The sequence below is a fragment of the Streptomyces sp. C genome, from assembly GCF_000158895.1.
Classification (GTDB): domain Bacteria; phylum Actinomycetota; class Actinomycetes; order Streptomycetales; family Streptomycetaceae; genus Streptomyces; species Streptomyces racemochromogenes.
In genome coordinates, this window is record NZ_GG657750.1 from 2,651,591 (window position 1) to 2,669,675 (window position 18,085).

Consider the following 18,085-nt stretch of genomic DNA (forward strand, 5'->3'; position numbering starts at 1 on the left):
GGCGGCGACGCCGCCGGGCGGGCCGGCCGGCCGGGAAGCCGCACGGCGACGCCTGCGCGGGGGCAGGTTGTCGCTGGGGCTGCCACTGTCGGCGGCGGGGGTGTTGTCGTTTTCGTTGTTGAGCATGCGGGCGGTTCTCCCGTCACGCTCCCGGGCGCCGCGGCTGACGTCCGGTCCGGCACGGCTCCGCGCGATGGGGCGCGGAGCCGGCCTCCGGGGCGCGTTCGCCACACGGGAGCTGTAGTCCATGGCCGCCGGTTCCGTACGTGTTGTCCGTACGGCCTGGCGGAAGTCTTCAGGTCAGTGCGCTGCCCGACCCAGGTGGCTCCCGAGTTCCAGGGCGGCGCGACGACGACGGTCCTTACGCGGCGGGACCTTCCGGCGCCTTCGCGTCGGCGTTCACGGCGGCCGTGGGTGGGGCGGCCGTGACAGCCTCGCGGTCGGGCGCGAGCGGGTCGGTCACCGTGCCGGACTCCTCGTCGAAGAGCCCCTGCGCCAGCCTGGTCACCGCTGCGGGGACCGGCGGCGCCAGGTCGGCCACAGCTTGGAGACCGGACAGGACGTCGTCGGGTCGCACGGCAGGTGTCAAATGCCGAACAACCAGCCGCAGTATCGCACAGGCATTGTCCAGCGGCCTATCAACCTGGGCAGGAAGGGCTTCGAGGCTGACGACTGCGCCGCGGGTGTCGAAGGTCCGCATGCCGTTCTTGGTCCGGCGCTGCACCTCCACCGTCTCGGCGGCGAGGAAGACCTCCACCGCCCGCGCGGCGTCGGCGGGCTCCACGCCCTCCAGGCGCAGCTCCCAGATCGAGGCCGTCAGCCGGTCCGCGAGTCCGGAGGTCCGGGCCTCGACGGCGTCGACGATGTCGAGGCCGACCGGCATCGACTCGTCGAGCAGCTCGCGGAGCTTCTCGGGGTCGCGGTGCTGGGCGAGGCCGATCTCCAGGTACTCGGCCTCGCTGCCGGTCCCGGTGGGAGCGGCGTTCGCGTACGAGACGCGGGGGTGCGGGGTGAAGCCCGCCGAGTACGCCATGGGCACCTCGGCGCGGCGCAGGGCGCGTTCGAACGCGCGCTGGAAGTCTCGGTGACTGGTGAACCGGAGGCGGCCACGCTTGGTGTAGCGCAGTCGGATGCGCTGCACCACCGGTGCGGGAGGCGGGCCTTCGGGCTGTCGCTTGCCCAGGGGTTCTTCTCCTTGTGCGGGGCGTCGCGGCTCGCGCGCCGCCCTGAGGTCTGTCGACCCGTCCGGCTCACCCCCGCCGTTTGCGCGGGGAGATCTCGGGAGCGGGTGCCGCGTCGGCGGCTGTCGTACTACCCAGAGTACGCGCCCGTGACCTCGCCGGTTCCCCCGGCGGCCCTCCGAACAGCATGCGGCGCACCTCGGCCCGCGCCTCGCGCACCGCGGCGCGGGAGGTGCGCCACACCTCGCGCACGGCGTGCCCGACGGGTGTGGCCACCTGCCGGTACACCCACGCGGCGGGCCGGGCGACCCAGCCGCGCCACAGCCGGCGCAGGCCGCGGCCGAGGGCGCGCAGGATCCGGCCGGCGATGTGCCAGGCGCCGACGAGGAGCTCCCCGAGCGGCAGGAGGAGGTACCGGTACAGCAGGGAGAGCGGCGGCAGCAGCACGTACCGCCCCACCCAGGCCAAGCCGTTCCCGGCCGGTACGAGCACGTGGCGCCCCGCCCAGGCCAGCCCGTGCCCGGCCGGTACGAGCACGTACCGCCACAACCCCACCCAGGGCCACACGAAGACCAGCAGGCAGAGCCCGCGCACCAGCCACCGCAGCCCGTGCCCGACCGGCGTCAGCAGCTCCCGGTACAGCCACTCCGAAGGAAGCACCACCACGTGCCGCAGCACCCACCCGATCCCGCTCCCGACCGGCACGAGCACGTACCGCCCGAGGGTGACGCACAGCCAGACGGTCCCCAGCCCGAGGGGTCGCAGCAGGTAGGTGTAGGCCGCCCCGCCGACGGGCACGACGACGTAACGCCACAGCCCGACCCAGGGCCAGTAGAAGAGGACGAGCGACAGCGGCCGCAGAACGTAGAGCCACGCCTGGCGGAGCACCCACCCGACCCCCCTGCCGAGCGGCGCGAGCACGTGCCGCCGCGCAGCCCGCGCCCCCGCCACGAGCAGGTCCCACAGAGCCCGCACCGGCAGCACCACGAGCACGGCGACGATCTTCACGGGCACCCTGACCACCCCGGTCAGACACCCGTCCCCACCTGACGCGGCCTGCGCCTTCTCCATCTGCATGCCGCTAAGGACACCAGAACCCGCCCTTCCGTTGCGCGGGGGCGGAACGCCGATGTCCCCCTGCCGGACGGCAGGGGGACATCGGAGGTCACGTCACGCCTTCGGGGAGGCGCCGCCCACCACGCTCAGTGGGAGCAGCTTCTTGCCCGTGGGGCCGATCTGGATGTGGGTGTCCATCTGCGGGCAGACCCCACAGTCGAAGCACGGCGTCCAGCGGCAGTCCTCGACCTCGGTCTCGTCGAGGGCGTCCTGCCAGTCCTCCCAGAGCCAGTCCTTGTCCAGGCCCGAGTCCAGGTGGTCCCAGGGCAGGACCTCCTCGTACGTGCGCTCGCGGGTCGTGTACCAGGCCACGTCCACGCCGTACGCCGGCAGGGTCTTCTCCGCCGCCTGCATCCAGCGGTCGTACGAGAAGTGCTCGCGCCAGCCGTCGAAGCGGCCGCCGTCCTCGTAGACCGCGCGGATCACGTCGCCGATGCGGCGGTCGCCGCGCGAGAGGAGGCCCTCGACGATGCCCGGCTTGCCGTCGTGGTAGCGGAAGCCGATGGAGCGGCCGTACTTCTTGTCGCCGCGGATCTTGTCGCGGAGCTTGCCGAGGCGGGCGTCCGTCTCCTCCGCCGAGAGCTGCGGGGCCCACTGGAAGGGGGTGTGGGGCTTGGGGACGAAGCCGCCGATCGACACGGTGCAGCGGATGTCGTTCTGGCCGGAGACCTCGCGGCCCTTGGCGATGACGTTGACCGCCATGTCGCCGATCTGGAGGACGTCCTCGTCGGTCTCGGTCGGCAGGCCGCACATGAAGTACAGCTTCACCTGGCGCCAGCCGTTGCCGTACGCGGTGGCGACGGTGCGGATCAGGTCCTCTTCCGAGACCATCTTGTTGATGACCTTGCGCATGCGCTCGGAGCCGCCCTCGGGGGCGAAGGTCAGGCCGGAGCGGCGCCCGTTGCGGGTCAGCTCGTTGGCCAGGTCCACGTTGAACGCGTCCACGCGGGTCGACGGGAGGGACAGGCCCACCTTGTCGTCCGAGTAGCGGTCCGCGAGGCCCTTGGCGATGTCGGCAATCTCCGTGTGGTCCGCGGAGGACAGGGAGAGCAGGCCGACCTCCTCGAAGCCCGTCGCCTTGAGGCCCTTCTCGACCATTTCGCCGATGCCGGTGATGCTTCGCTCCCGCACGGGGCGCGTGATCATGCCGGCCTGGCAGAAACGGCATCCGCGGGTGCAGCCGCGGAAGATCTCCACGGACATGCGCTCGTGGACGGTCTCGGCGAGCGGGACCAGGGGCTGCTTGGGGTAGGGCCACTCGTCGAGGTCCATGACGGTGTGCTTGGAGACGCGCCACGGAACGCCGGAGCGGTTCGGGACGACGCGGCCGATGCGGCCGTCCTCCAGGTACTCGACGTCGTAGAAGCCCGGGATGTAGACGCTGCCGGTCTTCGCGAGGCGCAGCAGCACCTCCTCGCGGCCGCCGGGGCGGCCTTCGGCCTTCCAGGTGCGGATGATCTCGGTCATGTCGAGGACGGCCTGCTCGCCGTCGCCGATGATGGCCGCGTCGATGAACTCCGCGATCGGCTCGGGGTTGAAGGCCGCGTGGCCGCCGGCGAGCACGATGGGGTGGTCGACCGTGCGGTTCTTCGCCTCCAGCGGGATGCCCGCGAGGTCCAGCGCCGTGAGCATGTTGGTGTAGCCCAGCTCCGTGGAGAAGGACAGGCCGAACACGTCGAAGGCGGAGACGGGGCGGTGGCTGTCGACGGTGAACTGGGGCACCTGGTGCTCGCGCATCAGGGCCTCCAGGTCGGGCCACACCGAGTACGTGCGCTCGGCGAGGACGCCCTCGCGCTCGTTCAGCACCTCGTAGAGGATCATGACGCCCTGGTTGGGCAGGCCCACCTCGTAGGCGTCCGGGTACATGAGCGCCCAGCGGACGTCACAGGACTCCCACGGCTTCACGGTGGAATTGAGCTCACCACCGACGTACTGGATGGGCTTCTGCACATGCGGGAGCAGAGCTTCGAGCTGTGGGAAGACCGACTCGGACATCACGCGACTTTCGTGAAGCGGGCAGGGGGCGACTCTCAAGCGTACCTTGAGGGCCGGACGCCCCCGCCCACATGATCACTTGAGGGCGGCCCGCAGGCCGGGGGCGGCGGCCTCGGCCCAGGTGGCGGGGAGGTCGCGTTCGGTGCGTTCCGCGCGGGCCTCCTCGCGGCCGTGGAGCAGGCCCCAGGTGAAGGAGGGTTCGCCGGCGCCGTGGGCCTGGTGGGCCAGGTCGCGCAGGGCGGTGCGGGCGACGACGCTGTCCTGGTGCTCGCCGAGGAGGTTCTGGACGCCCTTCATGGCCTCGGCGAACTTCCGGGCGGGTTTCCCGAGGGCGGCTTCGGCGGCTTCCGCGGCGTAGCGGGCGCGTTTGGCGGCCTTGCGGGCCTGGTGGAGGGCGTGGTCGGCCTCCTGCCCGGGGTCCAGGGAGAGGGCGTGGTCGACGCGGGAGGCGAGTCTGGCGTAGTCGCGGAGCACGGCCTTGGGGAGGGCCTTGCCGGCGGGCTTGGCGGCGCCGGGCAGCAGGGGCGGGTCGGCGAGCAGGGCCTCCAGGGTGTCGAGGAGGGCGAGGTGGCGCGGGCTGTCGAGGGCCGTGAGGGCGCGGCGGCGGGAGGCTGAGCGGCGGGTGGTGTTCCAGGTGCGCAGGCGTTTGCGGACGGGTCCGGCGAGGAGGGGGCGGGGGAGGTCGTCGAGGGCGGTCCGGAAGTGTTCGTGGAGGACCTCGCGGTCGCGGTCGACGCCGAGTTCCGTGCCGAGCCGGCGCAGTTCTTCGCCGATGGGGTCGGTGACGCGGCGGTCGAGGACCTTGCGGTAGGTCTTGAAGGCGCTGCGCAGGCGGCGGGAGGCGACGCGCATCTGGTGCACGGAGTCGGGCTGGTCGCGGCGGACGGCGGGGTCGTAGGTGATCAGTGCGGTGACCTGTTCGCGCAGGTACGCCAGGACGTACGCGCCGGCGGTTCCGTCGTCGGCCGGGTCGGTGCCGGGGCGGGCGGGGGGCTCGTTGCCGGTCTCGGCGAGGGCGCGGGCGAGTTTGGAGGGGGCGTCGGAGACCTTGAGTCCGGCCTGCTCGAAGGCCTTCTCGACGGCGTCGAGGAGGCCGGGGTCGGTGCCGTCGGCGAGTTCCACCTCGACCTCGGTCCAGGTGGCGGTGGTGTCCTGGTGCCGGGCGGTGACCGCGTCGGTGGTGAGTTCGGCGAGGAGGGCGCCGTCGGCGTCGAGGAGGTGGCTGGTCCGGCGGGAGGAGAGGAGCCGGACCCGGGGTTCGAGTGCGGCGTACCGGACGCGGGAGCGGACGAGGGCGGCGAGCGGACCGGGGACGGTGTCGCCGAGGGCGGCGGTGACCTCGTCGCGGACGCCGGGGGCGACGGGGAGTTTGAGGTGCCAGCCGGCGTCGTGGCCGCCGGTGCGGCGGCGCAGGGTGAGGCCGTCGGCGGCGAGCCGCTGGTCGGGGGTGTCGTAGTAGACGGCGTCGAGGTCGGCGACGCCCTGGTCGACGACGGCGGCGATGCCGGCCGTGCCGGTGAGGTCGGGGACTCCGCGACGCTCCGCCTTGGGCTTCGTGAACTCGAATTTCCGCTCGATTTCGCGCTTCGTGTCCGCCATGGACCGAATCTAGTCCGGATCGGTGCGCGGTGGGAGGCCGCCTCGGCGTCCGGCGGAAAGCCTCCCTCCGCTCCGGGTGCGCGTCAGGCCGAGAGGGGCCGCTGCACCTTGATCGACTGGAGGAGGCCGATGGCCACCCAGACGGCGAACATGGACGATCCTCCGTAGGAGACGAAGGGCAGGGGCAGGCCGGCGACGGGCATGATGCCGAGGTTCATCCCGATGTTCTCGAAGGCCTGGAAGGCGAACCAGGCGATGATCCCGGCGGCCACGATGGTGCCGTACAGCTCGGTGGTGGCGCGGGCGATCATGCAGGCGCGCCAGAGGACGATGCCGAGGAGGCCGAGGACCAGGATGCCGCCGACGAAGCCGAGCTCCTCGCCGGCGACGGTGAAGACGAAGTCGGTCTGCTGTTCGGGGACGAACTGGCCGGTGGTCTGCGGTCCCTTGAAGAGGCCGGAGCCGGTCAGGCCGCCGCCGCCGATGGCGATGCGGGCCTGGTTGGTGTTGTAGCCGGCGCCGGAGGGGTCGAGCTCGGGGTTGGCGAAGGCCGCGAAGCGGTTGATCTGGTACTGGTCGAGGACGCCGAGCTGCCAGATGAGGACGGCTCCGGCCGTGCCGGCGCCCATCAGGCCGAGGACCCAGCGGTTGGAGGCGCCGGAGGCGAGCAGCACGCCGAGCACGATGACGACCATCACCATCACGGACCCGAGGTCGGGCATCAGCATGACGATGCCCATGGGCGCGGCGGCCAGGCAGAGGGCCTTGACGACGGTGCGGTGCTCGGGGTGTTCGAGGTCGCCGGCGTCGACCCGGGCGGCGAGCAGCATCGCCATCACCAGGATGATCGTGACCTTCACGAACTCCGAGGGCTGGAGCGAGAAGCCGCCGCCGATGACGATCCAGGCGTGGGCGCCGTTGATGGTGGCGCCGAGCGGGGTGAGCACGGCGGTGACGAGGACGAGCGAGAGGCCGTAGAGGACCGGGACGGCGCCCCGCAGGTTGCGGTGGCCGAGGAGGACCGTCCCGATCATCAGTACGAGGCCGATGCCGGTGTTGAGCAGGTGGCGCCAGAGGAAGTACTGCGGGTCGCCCTGGTTGAGGGTGTCCCGGTGGCGGGTGGCGGACCAGACGAGCAGGGCGCCGATCAGGGACAGGCCGAGGGCCGACAGCAGTATCGGCCAGTCGAGCCGGCGCAGGACCGAGTCGCGGGCCGTCAGCCGGGCGAGCGTGCCCTTCTGGGGCGCGTACCGGGATACGGAGAAGTTGTTCGCGGTCTGCATCATCACGTCTCAGTCATGCCGCAGGGGCGGCGGGCCGGCGAGCGCGGGCGGCGCCAGCTCCTCCGGGGACGGGGGCACGTACGGCTTGATCTCGGGGGAGTCGATGGTGCCGTCGGGGTGGACGGTGGGCAGCTGTGCCTGGGGCTTGGGCAGGAGGGCCTTGCCGGTGTCCTTGCCGTCCATGGTGAGCCCGTACATCGCGTTGTAGATGTTGCGGACGGCGGGGCCGGAGGCGCCGGAGCCGGTGCCGCCCTGGGAGATCGTCATCACGATGGTGAAGTCGTCGGTGTAGGTCGCGAGCCACGAGGTGGTCTGCTTGCCGTAGACCTGGGCGGTGCCGGTCTTGGCGCGCAGCGGGATCCTGTCCAGGGGCCAGCCGATGAACCGCCAGGCGGCGGTGCCGCCGGGTTCGACGACCATGCGCAGGCCCTTGTCGAGGTCGCTGATGGTCTTGGCGTCGACGGGCAGCTTGCCGTGGGACTGGGGCTTGATCTCCTCGACCTTGCCCTGGGGGCTGACGACGGCCTTGCCGACGGTGGGGTTGTAGAGGGTGCCGCCGTTGCTGATGGCGGCGTAGGCGGTGGCCATCTGGATGGGGGTGACGAGGACGTCGCCCTGGCCGATGGCGAAGTTGATGCTGTCGTAGGCCTTGAGCTGGTTGCCTTCGAGGCAGCTCTCGTAGGCGATCTGCTCGACGTAGGTGCCGCCCTTCTTGCCCTGCTTGCACCAGGAGTCCTTGTTGGCCTCCCAGAAGCTCTGCTTCCAGTGGCGGTCGGGGATGCGGCCGCTGACCTCGTTGGGCAGGTCGATGTGGGTCTCGGAGCCGAGTCCGAACTCGCGGGCGGTCTTGTAGAACCAGTCGTGCGGGTTCTTGGGTTCGAGGCCGCCGTCGCGCTGCCATTCCTTGTGGCCGAGGGCGTAGAAGACGGTGTTGCAGGAGAACTTGAGGGCTTCGCCGAGGGTGATGGGGCCGTGGCCCTTGGACTCGAAGTTGGCGAAGCTGCGGCCGCCCATGTTGTAGGAGGCGCTGCAGTTGTACTTGTCGTCGAATCCGTAGCCGGCGCGGACGGCGGCGCTGGCGGAGACCACCTTGAAGATGGAGCCGGCGGGGGCCTGGCCCTGGATGGCCCGGTTGAGGAGGGGGTAGTTGGAGTCCTTGCTGGTGAACTTGGCGTAGTCCTGGCCGGAGATCCCGCCGACCCAGACGTTGGGGTCGTAGTCGGGCTGGGAGGCCATTGCGACGACGCGGCCGGTCTTGGTCTCCATGACGACGACGGCCCCGGAGTCGGCCTCGTACTTGCGGCCGGTGATGTTGTCGGTCTCGTTGCGGACGACCTTCATCGCCTCGGCGAGCTCGTACTCGGCGACGGCCTGGACGCGGGCGTCGATGCTGGTGATGAGGGTGGAGCCGGCGATGCCGGGGTCGGACTTGGTCTCGCCCATAACGCGGCCGAGGTTGTCGACCTCGTAGGAGGTCACCTGGGCCTTGCCGCGCAGCTCCTTGTCGTACGTGCGCTCGATGCCGGAGCGGCCGACCTGGTCGGAGCGCAGGTGCGGCGAGTCGGTGTTCTTGGCCTTCTGGATCTCGTCGTCGGTGACGGGCGAGAGGTAGCCGAGGACCTGGGCGGCGCGGCCGCCGCCGACGGCCGGGTAGCGGCGTACGGCGGTGGGTTCGGCGGTGATGCCGGGGAAGTCCTCGGGGCGTTCGCGGATCTGGAGGGCCTGCTGGGTGGTGGCCTCGGTGGTGACGGGGATCGGCTGGTAGGGGGAGCCGTTCCAGCAGGGCTTGGGGGTCTGGGAGTCGCAGAGCCGGATCTTGTCCATGACGTCCTGCGGCTTCATGTCGAGGACTCCGGCGAGCCGGGTCAGGACGGCCTTGCCCCGGTCCTTTATCCGCATCAGCTCGGTGCGGGACGCGGAGACGACGAGGCGGGTCTCGTTGTCGGCGAGGGGGACGCCGCGGGCGTCGAGGACGTCGCCGCGCACGGCGGGCTGCACCACGCGCTGGACGTGGTTGCTGCGGGCCTCGTCGGCGTATTCGTGGCCGTTGCGGATCTGGAGGTACCAGAGGCGGCCGCCGAGGGTGAAGAGCAGGGAGAAGACGAGGATCTGGATGATGACGAGCCGGATCTGCACCCGGGGGGTGCGGCCGGTCTCGGGAATGTTGGTCATGCCTGGTGCTCCCCCGTCACAGCTTCTTGACGTTCTTCACGCCTTTGACGCCCTTTATCCGCACGGCCCGGTTGGCGCGGCCGCGGGCGGTGCGCAGCCGCAGGCCGCCTCGCTGGCTGCCGATCCTGAGGCCGGTGCCGCCGGTGAGCCAGCCGGTGGAGACGTCGGCGCCCTGCGGCGGGCCGGTGTTGGCTTCGACGGCCATGGGGTCGTTCTCGGCGCGGCGGGCCAGGGCCATGATCCACGGCACGGTGAAGGGGGCGAGCAGGAGGTCGTAGAGGACGGCGGTGAACAGCAGCCCGCCGAGGCCGACGTGGCGTTCGGCGGTGTCGCCGACCAGGGCGCCGACCCCGACGTACAGCATGATCGATCCGGCGGCGGCGGCGAGGACGGTCAGCATGGGGCCCCAGGCGGAGCGGAACCGGCCGCTGTCGGGACGGGCCAGCCCCACCAGGTAGCCGATGATGCACAGCACGAGGGCGTACCGGCCGGCGGCGTGGTCGGCGGGCGGGGCCAGGTCGGCGAGGAGGCCCGCGCCGAAGCCGAGGACGGCGCCGGAGGTGGGCCCGTACACCAGGGACAGGGCGACGACCGTGAGCAGCATCAGGTCGGGGACGGCGCCGGGGAGCTGGAGCCTTCCCAGGACGGTGACCTGGATGACGAGGGCGACCACGACGAGGGTGGCGGAGAGCAGGATCCGGTTGAAGCGCATGGCTCAGCGTTCCTCCTCGTCCGCGGGCCGGCCGGAGACGCTCGGGGTGGGCGTGACCGTGACGGTGACCGTGGGTGTGGGCTTGGGGGGTTCGGGCTTGGGGGGCAGGACGGTGTCACGGGGGTCGTCGCGGGGCGGGACGACGACCACGCCGACGATGTCGAGGCGGGAGAAGCCGACGAAGGGGCGGACGTGGATGGTGCGGGTGAGGCCGCCGTTGGAGGGGTCGACGCGGACGACCTCGCCGAGCGGGACGCCGGGGACGAAGGGCTTGTTGGCGCGGGAGCCGAAGGTGACCAGGCGGTCGCCGGGGCTGACCTTGGCGCGGCCGTTGAGCATCTGGACGGCCAGGGGGCGGTCGCCCTGGCCGGTGGCGAAGCCGAGTTCGCCGCTGGCCTCCAGGCGGGTGCCGACGGTGAAGTCGGGGTCGCTGGCGAGCAGGACGGTGGAGGTGTCGGGGCCGACGGTGGTGACGCGGCCGACGAGTCCGTCGCCGTTGAGGACGGTCATGTCGCGTTCGATGCCGTCCTTGCTGCCGGCGTCGATGGTGACGGTCCAGGAGAAGCCCTGGGCCGCTCCTATGGCGATGACTTCGGCGCCCTTGATGCCGTACTGGCCGGCGCCGGCCCGCTTGAGCATCTCGTCGAGTTCGCGGATGCGGCTCTTGGCCCGTTCGTCGCTGCCCATCCTGGTCTTCAGGAGGGTGTTCTCGTGCTCCAGACGGGTGATGCGGTTGTGGCGCTCGTCGGAGTCGCGTACGGCCCCTATGGCGTTGGCGACCGGGTCCACGGCGGTCGCGACGCCCTTCTCGACCGGGCCGAAGACCGCTGCGGCGGCCTTGCGGGCACCGTCGACCGGTGACTCCTCGCCCGCTCTGATGTCCACCGTGATCAATGCGAACGCGATGGCGATCAGCAGCACCAGGAGCAGCCGGCTCTCTCGTGTGTCCCTCACGTGCGGCGGCCGTGCCTTCCTCGTAGAAAACCCGTGCGGCGGAGCCGCTCCGGCGGAGCCGGGGCTGCACCGGACTGTGCCTGTATATCAACGATCCGCCGCACGGGCGCGGTAGCACCCGTACGGCGGATCCTTGTGTTCCGCATGCCCCGTTGGAGGGGGTTTGATCATCGCCGGGGCTGGGCGTCCAGGACCTGCTGGAGGGCTTCGAACTCCTCGACGCACTTGCCGGAGCCGAGGGCCACGGAGTCGAGGGGGTCCTCGGCGATGTGGATCGGCATGCCGGTCTCGCGGCGCAGCCGCTCGTCGAGTCCGCGCAGGAGCGCGCCGCCGCCGGTGAGGACGATGCCGCGGTCCATGATGTCGCCGGAGAGTTCCGGCGGGCACTTGTCGAGGGTGGTCTTGACGGCGTCGACGATGGAGTTGACGGGCTCCTCGATGGCCTTGCGCACCTCGGCGGCGGAGATGACGACGGTCTTCGGGAGGCCGGAGACCAGGTCGCGGCCGCGGATCTCGGTGTGCTCGTCCTTGTCGAGGTCGTACGCCGACCCGATGGTGATCTTGATCTGTTCGGCGGTTCGTTCGCCGAGGAGGAGCGAGTACTCCTTCTTGATGTGCTGGATGATCGCGTTGTCCAGCTCGTCGCCGGCGACCCGGATGGACTGCGCCGTGACGATTCCGCCGAGGGAGATGACGGCGACCTCGGTGGTGCCGCCGCCGATGTCCACGACCATGTTGCCGGTGGCCTCGTGGACGGGCAGGCCCGAGCCGATGGCGGCGGCCATGGGCTCCTCGATGATGTGCACCTGGCGGGCGCCGGCCTGCGTGGACGCCTCGATGACGGCGCGCCGCTCCACTCCGGTGATGCCGGAGGGCACGCAGACGACGACGCGCGGGCGTGCCAGGTAGCGGCGCTTGTGGATCTTGAGGATGAAGTACCGGAGCATGCGCTCGGTGATCTCGAAGTCGGCGATCACGCCGTCCTTGAGGGGCCGTACGGCGACGATGTTGCCGGGCGTGCGCCCGATCATCTTCTTCGCCTCGGAGCCGACCGCCAGGATTCCACCGGTGTTCGTGTTGATGGCGACCACGGACGGCTCGTTCAGGACGATTCCCCGGCCCCTCACGTACACCAGCGTGTTGGCGGTCCCGAGGTCGATCGCCATGTCACGGCCGATGAACGACATGTTGTTCCCCTTGTTCCCCATGAGGAGCGTCTGGCCTTCCAGTTGATAGCGGCTGCTGTCAGGTCGGCGAGGTGGGTGTGTGGGTGGAGGCCCCATCGTAAGGCCGCGAGTACCGGTACCGCGCGACGGGACTCCGGCGATGGCGCCGGACGGGCAACCCGCCCCCATAGTGGTGACGTCGTGTTCTTGCCATGCGTTCCCGGATGCTTCCGGCAATACCGAAGGGCGACCGAAATTACTTCGGTCGCCCCAGGTCATGAGCGCTATTTGGCTGATGTCTCGTCAGAAAGGCGTGCTCGGGAATGCTCCGCTACGCTCAGAGAGCCGGGAAGAAGAGCTTCAGCTCGCGTTCCGCGGACTCCTCGGAATCCGAGGCGTGGATCAGGTTCTCGCGCACGATGGTGCCGAAGTCCCCCCGGATGGAGCCGGGCGCCGCGGCGATCGGGTCGGTGGGCCCGGCCAGCTGGCGGACACCCTCGATCGCACGTTCCCCTTCCACGACCAGGACGACGACGGGGCCGCTGGCCATGAAGCCCATCAGGGGCTCGTAGAAGGGGCGGCCGACGTGCTCGCCGTAGTGCGTCTCAAGGATCTCGCGGTCGAGCGTGCGCAGCTCCATCGCCGGAATGGTCCAGCCGGCCTTCCGCTCGATGCGGCCGATGATCTCGCCGACCAGCCCGCGACGGACGGCGTCGGGCTTGAGGATGACGAGCGTGCGCTGGGTCATGTGACAACTCCTTGCGGCAAACGGGTGCGGTGCGACGAATCTACAGGGCCGAAACGGTGAACCATCACGCAGCGTCAGGAGCCGCAGCTTCCGCCTGACGCGCCGCCCAGCTCGCCTTGATCGCGTCGATCTTGCGGCCGTAGTGCACCGAGCACCACCACAGGCCCGCGAAGACCGCGCCCAGGAAGAACATCATCGGGACCACGAAGCCGCTCGCGATCAGCCCGATCTGCAGCGCCCAGCCGATCTGCACCGCGCCGGGGCGCGACAGCATCCCGCACAGCAGCACCGACAGCAGCATCGTCACACCGCAGACCGTCCACACCTGGGCCTGGGTCAGGTCCGGGTTCTTCATGGCCACCAGGCCCGCGAAGCCGACGATGAAGAATTCACCGATCAGCGTGCTCGCGCAGAGCGTGCGCATCGATCCCTCAGCCCTTCTTGAACAGCAGGCGGGCCTCGCCCACCGTGATCACGGAACCGGTCACCAGGACGCCGGCCCCTCCGTATTCGGCCTCTTCCTCCGCCAGGGTGACGGCCGCCTCCAGGGCGTCGTCCAGGCGGGGCTCCACCTGCACCCGGTCCGGGCCGAAGACCTCGACCGCGATGGCGGCCAGCTCGTCGGCGCCCATGGCCCGGTGGCTGGTGTTCTCGGTGACCACGACCTCCGCGAAGATCGGCTCGAAGGCCTCGAAGACGCCCTTGACGTCCTTGCCCTCGCTCGCGGCCACGACACCGATCAGCCGGCTGAAGCCGAAGGCCTCGGTGACCGCCTCCGCGGTGACCCGCGCGCCCGCCGGGTTGTGCGCGGCGTCCAGGATCACCGTCGGGCTGCGGCGCACGACCTCCATGCGGCCCGGCGAGGTCACCGAGGCGAAGGCCTGCCGCACCGTGTCCAGGTCCAGCTCCCGCGCGTGCTCCCCGCCGACGCCGAAGAAGGCCTCGACGGCGGCCAGCGCGACCGCCGCGTTGTGCGCCATGTGGGCGCCGTACAGCGGCAGGAAGATGCCCTCGTACTCGCCGCCCATCCCCCGCAGGGTCAGCATCTGGCCGCCGACCGCCACCTCGCGGGAGACGACGCCGAACTCCATGCCCTCGCGGGCCACGGTCGCGTCGACCTCGACGGCCTTCTTCAACAGCACCTGCGCCGCGTCCACCGGCTGCTGCGCCAGGATCACGGTGGCGTCCTGCTTGATGACGCCGCCCTTCTCCTGGGCGATCTCGCCGGGCGTGGAGCCGAGCCGGTCCGTGTGGTCCAGGCTGATCGGGGTGATCACCGCGACCGTCCCGTCGATCACGTTGGTGGCGTCCCAGCTGCCGCCCATGCCGACCTCGACGACCGCGACGTCGACCGGCGCGTCCGCGAAGGCCGCGTACGCCATGCCGGTGAGCACCTCGAAGAACGACAGCCGGTACTCCTCGGCCGCGTCGACCATCTCCACGTACGGCTTCACGTCGTGGTAGGTCTCGATGAACCGCTCGGCGCTGATCGGCGCGCCGTCCAGGCTGATCCGCTCGGTCACCGACTGCACGTGCGGGCTGGTGTAGCGGCCGGTGCGCAGGTCGAAGGCGTTCAACAGGGCCTCGATCATGCGGGCCGTGCTGGTCTTGCCGTTGGTGCCGGTGACGTGGATGGACGGGTACGCGTGCTGCGGCTCGCCCAGGACGTCCATGAGCGCGGCGATCCGGCTGACGGACGGCTCCAGCTTGGTCTCGCCCCAGCGGGTGGCCAGCTCCTGCTCCACCTCCAGCAGCGCCTTCGCCACCTCCGGGTCCTCGGGGCGGGACGGCACGGGGTCGCCCGAGGGCGGCCCGGCCTGGGCGCGCAGGGTACGGCTGCCGGCCTCGATCACCGCCAGGTCGGGGTCGCGGTCGGACTCTTCCGCCACGATCTGGTCGAACTCGTCGAAGGGACGGTCGCGGTCGCGGTCGTGGCTCTCGGGCTGCTGCTCACTCACGGGTCCAGTCTACGGACGGGGCCCACGAGGACTTTCGGCCCGGCCGTTTCGGGACGTTCGGCCGCCAAAGCGACCTGATCGTTATGCAAGCCTTGCGGACAGGAGATAGGGGAACGAATGCCGCAGGCCAGCACCACCACGACCGCCTCCAGCCGCGACATAGGGATAGACCTGGGGACCGCGAACACCCTCGTCTACGCCCGCGGCCACGGGATCGTCCTCAATGAGCCGTCCGTGGTGGCGGTCAAGGCCGGCACCACCACCGCCCTGGCCGTCGGGGCCGAGGCCAAGGAGACCATCGGCCGCACACCGGGCTCCATCACCGCCATCCGCCCCCTCAAGGACGGGGTGATCTGCGACTACGAGGCCGCCGAGGAGATGATCCGGCACTTCGTGCGCAAGGCGGTGCCCGGCCGGCGCCCCCGCACCCGGATGGTGATCTGCGTGCCGTCCGGCGTGACCCCCGTCGAGCGGCGGGCCATCGTCCACGCCTCCACCCGGGCCGGGGCCAAGACCGTCCACCTCATCGAGGAGCCGATGGCCGCCGCGATCGGGGCGGGGCTGCCCGTGGCCGAGCCGCGCGGCTCCATGGTCGTGGACATCGGCGGCGGCACCTCCGAGGTCGCCGTGATCTCCCTCGGCGGGATCGTCACCTCGCAGTCCCTGCGGGTCGGCGGGGACCGGCTGGACGCCGCGATCACGGACTACGTGCGCAAGGAACACGCACTGCTCATCGGCGAGCGGACCGCCGAGGACGTGAAGGTCGCCATCGGCTCCGCCTGGCCCGTCCCGGACCGGCCCGAGCTGGAGACCCGGACCTTCACCGTGCGCGGCCGCGAGAAGGTCGGCGGCATGCCCAAGACCCTGGAGCTGACCGCGCCCGACGTCCGGGCCGCCCTCGACGAGCCCGTCGAGGCGATCATCGCCGCGGTCCGCGCCACCCTGGAGGACTGCCCGCCGGAGCTGTCCGGCGACGTCATGGAGCACGGCATCGTCCTCACCGGCGGCGGCGCCCTGCTGCCCGGCCTGGACCTGCGCATCGCCTCCGCCACCGGCATCCCGGTGTTCGTCGCGGACGCCCCGCTGGACTGCGTGGCCCTCGGCTCCGGCCGCTGCGTCGAGGACCTCGACACCCTCAGCGGCCTGCTCTCCCCCGCGAAGGCCTGACACCCTGGGCCGGCCAGACCGGTCAGCCGTGCGGCAGCACCGCCACGACCTCGTACGAGTCCGGCGTCCGCGTCGCCGTCAGGGTGCCGCCCAGGCTGCGGACCCGCTCGGCCATGCTCGCCGTGCCCGAGCCCGCCGAGACCGGGGCCCGGCCCGGGGTGCCGGCGGGCAGGCCGTTGCTGACGGCGATCCGCACGTGCGGGCCGTCCGCCCGGACCGACACCTCGATGGTCTCGCCGCGCGCGTGCTTGGCCGCGTTGGTCAGGCACTCCTGCACCACCCGGTACACCGCCGCCTGCCGCAGCGGCGACAGCCCGTGCGCCTGCGGGTCCATCGCCAGCCGGACGGGCGAGCCGGCCCGCCCGCTCTCCTCCGCCAGCGCCGCGAGCCCGTCCACGCCGGGCGTGGCGGCACGTTCCCCGCGCTGCACGATGATCTCGTTCAGTACCAGGTGCGCCCGCCGGGCCGTGTCCGACAGCTCCTCGAAGTCCTTCGCGTACGGGGTCTCGCGCGCCCGCATCGACAGCACCTCCGAGCGGACCGTCAGCAGGGTCAGCTCCCGCCCCACGAAGTCGTGGACGTCACGGGCGACGGAGGTCCGCTCCTCCTGCACGGCGTTCAGCACCGCCGACTCGGCCCGCCTGGTCTCCAGCTCGCGCACCAGGTCGTGCCGGTAGGCGGCGATCCCGACGGCCGAGGCGAGCACCCCGATGGGCACCACCAGGCCGAGGAAGGAGCTGAGCGTCGCGGCCCTCGGCTCGGGCCAGCCCGGCACGCAGAACACCGAGACCGCGAAGGCCAGGTACCCGACGGTGGCCAGCACCGCGGCGCGCCGGCCCCGGTAGCGGCCGACGGAGTACAGCGCGAACTGGATCAGGGTCAGCTCGTGCAGCCAGCCGATGAACACCAGGGCCGTCAGGTACGCCGCCCACGGCATCCGGCGCCGCAGCAGCAGCGTCGAGCAGCCCACGGTGAGCACGACGGCGGCCCCGGCCCCGTTGAGGGAGTTGTCGGCGGCGGCCAGGCCGGGCAGGTCGAGCGCCATCAGGGCCAGGCAGCTCAGCGCCGCGAGGACGTCCTGCGCCCGCGGGGAGGCGCCCCGGCCCTCGGCCAGCCGGCGGCCGCAGGCCACGAGCCGGTGGAACGCCGACGGGGCGGGCTTGACGTGCATCTCCCCATCATCCGTGGTCCCCGCCCGGGATCGGATCGGCGGGTGGGACATATCAAGTGATATACGGCACTCCGCTTGCCGCGGGGGCAGGGCCCAAAGCCCCCCGCCGGAAGCGACCTTCCGCCCTCCCGGCGCCCGCACCGGCCGACGTAGCGTCGGCGGAATGACCACCGCCGCCCACAGGAACGCCGGGACCACCCGAGCCGCCGGGCCCCCCGGAGCCACCGCCCTCACGCCCGACCGGTCCGCCGAGACCCGCCGCACCGGCCTGCTCCTCCTCGCCGGCGGCCTCATCGGCGCCCTCGCCTCCGGGATCCTGGCGTACGACCGCATCCGCACCCTGGAGGACCCCCTCTTCACCCCCGGCTGCAACATCAACGCGGTGCTGAGCTGCGGCAACGTGATGACCGCCTGGCAGAGCCACCTGCTGGGCCCGCCCAACGCCCTGCTCGGCCTCCCCGCCTTCGCCGCCCTCGCGGGCCTGGGCCTGGCGGTGGCCGCCGGGGCCCGGCTGCCGCGCCGGCTCTGGCAGGGGCTGTGGGCCGCGCTCGCCGCCGGCTCCGCCCTCACGCTGTGGCTGATCGGCCAGTGCCTGTACGTGATCGGCGCGCTGTGCCCGTGGTGCACGGCCGTCTGGGCGGTGATGATCCCGCTGTTCTGGTACGTCACCCGGCACCTGGCCCGCCCCGGCTCCCCGCTGCGCGCCCTCCCCCACTGGCTGGTCCCGGCCGCCCTGTACCTGGTGGTGGCCGCGCTGGTCGTGACCCGCTTCGGGACCGGCCTCCTCTGAACCCGCGCGAAGGCCCCCGCACCGTCCGGGAACGGTGCGGGGGCCTTCGTACGACTGTGTGGCTACGCGGCTA

General features: G+C 71.5%; 15 protein-coding genes. 2 read left to right on the forward strand and 13 right to left on the reverse strand.

Going from position 1 to position 18,085, the window contains the following annotated elements; translation table 11 throughout:
* Nucleotides 1–361: 361 nt before the first annotated feature.
* The 12 genes from SSNG_RS11745 to SSNG_RS11800 all read right to left on the reverse strand — a co-directional run bounded on the left by SSNG_RS11745 (nucleotide 362) and on the right by SSNG_RS11800 (nucleotide 14,884).
* Nucleotides 362–1,141 (reverse strand): TIGR03936 family radical SAM-associated protein, encoded by a 780-nt coding sequence (locus SSNG_RS11745; RefSeq protein ID WP_042803343.1) that lies wholly within the window; start codon nucleotides 1,139–1,141, stop codon nucleotides 362–364.
* A gap of 109 nt (nucleotides 1,142–1,250) precedes the next feature.
* On the reverse strand, nucleotides 1,251–2,258 hold the full coding sequence (locus tag SSNG_RS11750) for a hypothetical protein (RefSeq protein WP_007264042.1): 1,008 nt from the start codon (nucleotides 2,256–2,258) through the stop codon (nucleotides 1,251–1,253).
* A gap of 93 nt (nucleotides 2,259–2,351) precedes the next feature.
* Nucleotides 2,352–4,292 (reverse strand): TIGR03960 family B12-binding radical SAM protein, encoded by a 1,941-nt coding sequence (locus tag SSNG_RS11755; protein WP_042800889.1) that lies wholly within the window; start codon nucleotides 4,290–4,292, stop codon nucleotides 2,352–2,354.
* A 75-nt stretch (nucleotides 4,293–4,367) separates the two neighbouring features.
* Nucleotides 4,368–5,891, reverse strand: coding sequence for a CYTH and CHAD domain-containing protein (locus SSNG_RS11760; RefSeq protein WP_007264044.1), 1,524 nt, complete (start codon nucleotides 5,889–5,891; stop codon nucleotides 4,368–4,370).
* A gap of 83 nt (nucleotides 5,892–5,974) precedes the next feature.
* Nucleotides 5,975–7,174 (reverse strand): rod shape-determining protein RodA, encoded by a 1,200-nt coding sequence (gene rodA, locus SSNG_RS11765; protein WP_007264045.1) that lies wholly within the window; start codon nucleotides 7,172–7,174, stop codon nucleotides 5,975–5,977.
* A 9-nt stretch (nucleotides 7,175–7,183) separates the two neighbouring features.
* Nucleotides 7,184–9,346, reverse strand: a complete 2,163-nt coding sequence (gene mrdA / locus SSNG_RS11770; RefSeq protein WP_007264046.1) for a penicillin-binding protein 2 — start codon at nucleotides 9,344–9,346, stop codon at nucleotides 7,184–7,186.
* Nucleotides 9,347–9,362: 16 nt separating this feature from the next.
* Entirely contained in the window at nucleotides 9,363–10,058 is a 696-nt protein-coding gene (gene mreD / locus SSNG_RS11775; RefSeq protein WP_007264047.1) for a rod shape-determining protein MreD, read from the reverse strand.
* A 3-nt stretch (nucleotides 10,059–10,061) separates the two neighbouring features.
* The gene (gene mreC / locus SSNG_RS11780; RefSeq protein ID WP_007264048.1) at nucleotides 10,062–11,012 is read right to left on the reverse strand and encodes a rod shape-determining protein MreC; all 951 of its coding nucleotides are present in this window, start codon (nucleotides 11,010–11,012) and stop codon (nucleotides 10,062–10,064) included.
* Nucleotides 11,013–11,179: 167 nt separating this feature from the next.
* On the reverse strand, nucleotides 11,180–12,199 hold the full coding sequence (locus SSNG_RS11785; RefSeq protein ID WP_030008578.1) for a rod shape-determining protein: 1,020 nt from the start codon (nucleotides 12,197–12,199) through the stop codon (nucleotides 11,180–11,182).
* Nucleotides 12,200–12,515: 316 nt separating this feature from the next.
* Nucleotides 12,516–12,926, reverse strand: coding sequence for a nucleoside-diphosphate kinase (ndk, locus tag SSNG_RS11790; RefSeq protein ID WP_007264050.1), 411 nt, complete (start codon nucleotides 12,924–12,926; stop codon nucleotides 12,516–12,518).
* 64 nt (nucleotides 12,927–12,990) lie between these two features.
* On the reverse strand, nucleotides 12,991–13,350 hold the full coding sequence (locus tag SSNG_RS11795; protein WP_007264051.1) for a DUF4233 domain-containing protein: 360 nt from the start codon (nucleotides 13,348–13,350) through the stop codon (nucleotides 12,991–12,993).
* Between the two features lie 7 nt (nucleotides 13,351–13,357).
* The gene (locus SSNG_RS11800) at nucleotides 13,358–14,884 is read right to left on the reverse strand and encodes a folylpolyglutamate synthase/dihydrofolate synthase family protein (protein WP_007264052.1); all 1,527 of its coding nucleotides are present in this window, start codon (nucleotides 14,882–14,884) and stop codon (nucleotides 13,358–13,360) included.
* Nucleotides 14,885–15,001: 117 nt separating this feature from the next.
* Between SSNG_RS11800 and SSNG_RS11805 the strand changes: the two genes are divergently transcribed.
* A complete protein-coding gene (locus SSNG_RS11805; RefSeq protein ID WP_007264053.1) occupies nucleotides 15,002–16,051 on the forward strand; it encodes a rod shape-determining protein in 1,050 nt (349 codons plus the stop codon).
* A gap of 22 nt (nucleotides 16,052–16,073) precedes the next feature.
* Here the strand turns inward: SSNG_RS11805 and SSNG_RS11810 are convergent, their stop codons facing one another.
* Nucleotides 16,074–17,222: a histidine kinase gene (locus SSNG_RS11810; protein ID WP_007264054.1), complete on the reverse strand. Its 1,149-nt coding sequence runs from the start codon at nucleotides 17,220–17,222 to the stop codon at nucleotides 16,074–16,076.
* Nucleotides 17,223–17,385: 163 nt separating this feature from the next.
* Here SSNG_RS11810 and SSNG_RS11815 point away from each other — a divergent pair, with 163 nt between their 5' ends.
* On the forward strand, nucleotides 17,386–18,012 hold the full coding sequence (locus SSNG_RS11815; RefSeq protein ID WP_007264055.1) for a vitamin K epoxide reductase family protein: 627 nt from the start codon (nucleotides 17,386–17,388) through the stop codon (nucleotides 18,010–18,012).
* Nucleotides 18,013–18,085 lie beyond the last annotated feature (73 nt).

Bases quoted from the DNA above. Each gene is read 5' to 3' on its own strand.
- SSNG_RS11810 (WP_007264054.1), bottom strand. From the start codon at position 17,222: ATGCACGTCAAGCCCGCCCCGTCGGCGTTCCACCGGCTCGTGGCCTGC.
- SSNG_RS11785 (WP_030008578.1), bottom strand. From the start codon at position 12,199: ATGTCGTTCATCGGCCGTGACATGGCGATCGACCTCGGGACCGCCAAC.
- SSNG_RS11750 (WP_007264042.1), bottom strand. From the start codon at position 2,258: ATGCAGATGGAGAAGGCGCAGGCCGCGTCAGGTGGGGACGGGTGTCTG.
- SSNG_RS11760 (WP_007264044.1), bottom strand. From the start codon at position 5,891: ATGGCGGACACGAAGCGCGAAATCGAGCGGAAATTCGAGTTCACGAAG.
- rodA (WP_007264045.1), bottom strand. From the start codon at position 7,174: ATGCAGACCGCGAACAACTTCTCCGTATCCCGGTACGCGCCCCAGAAG.
- SSNG_RS11805 (WP_007264053.1), top strand. From the start codon at position 15,002: ATGCCGCAGGCCAGCACCACCACGACCGCCTCCAGCCGCGACATAGGG.
- mrdA (WP_007264046.1), bottom strand. From the start codon at position 9,346: ATGACCAACATTCCCGAGACCGGCCGCACCCCCCGGGTGCAGATCCGG.
- ndk (WP_007264050.1), bottom strand. From the start codon at position 12,926: ATGACCCAGCGCACGCTCGTCATCCTCAAGCCCGACGCCGTCCGTCGC.
- SSNG_RS11795 (WP_007264051.1), bottom strand. From the start codon at position 13,350: ATGCGCACGCTCTGCGCGAGCACGCTGATCGGTGAATTCTTCATCGTC.
- mreD (WP_007264047.1), bottom strand. From the start codon at position 10,058: ATGCGCTTCAACCGGATCCTGCTCTCCGCCACCCTCGTCGTGGTCGCC.
- SSNG_RS11755 (WP_042800889.1), bottom strand. From the start codon at position 4,292: ATGTCCGAGTCGGTCTTCCCACAGCTCGAAGCTCTGCTCCCGCATGTG.
- SSNG_RS11815 (WP_007264055.1), top strand. From the start codon at position 17,386: ATGACCACCGCCGCCCACAGGAACGCCGGGACCACCCGAGCCGCCGGG.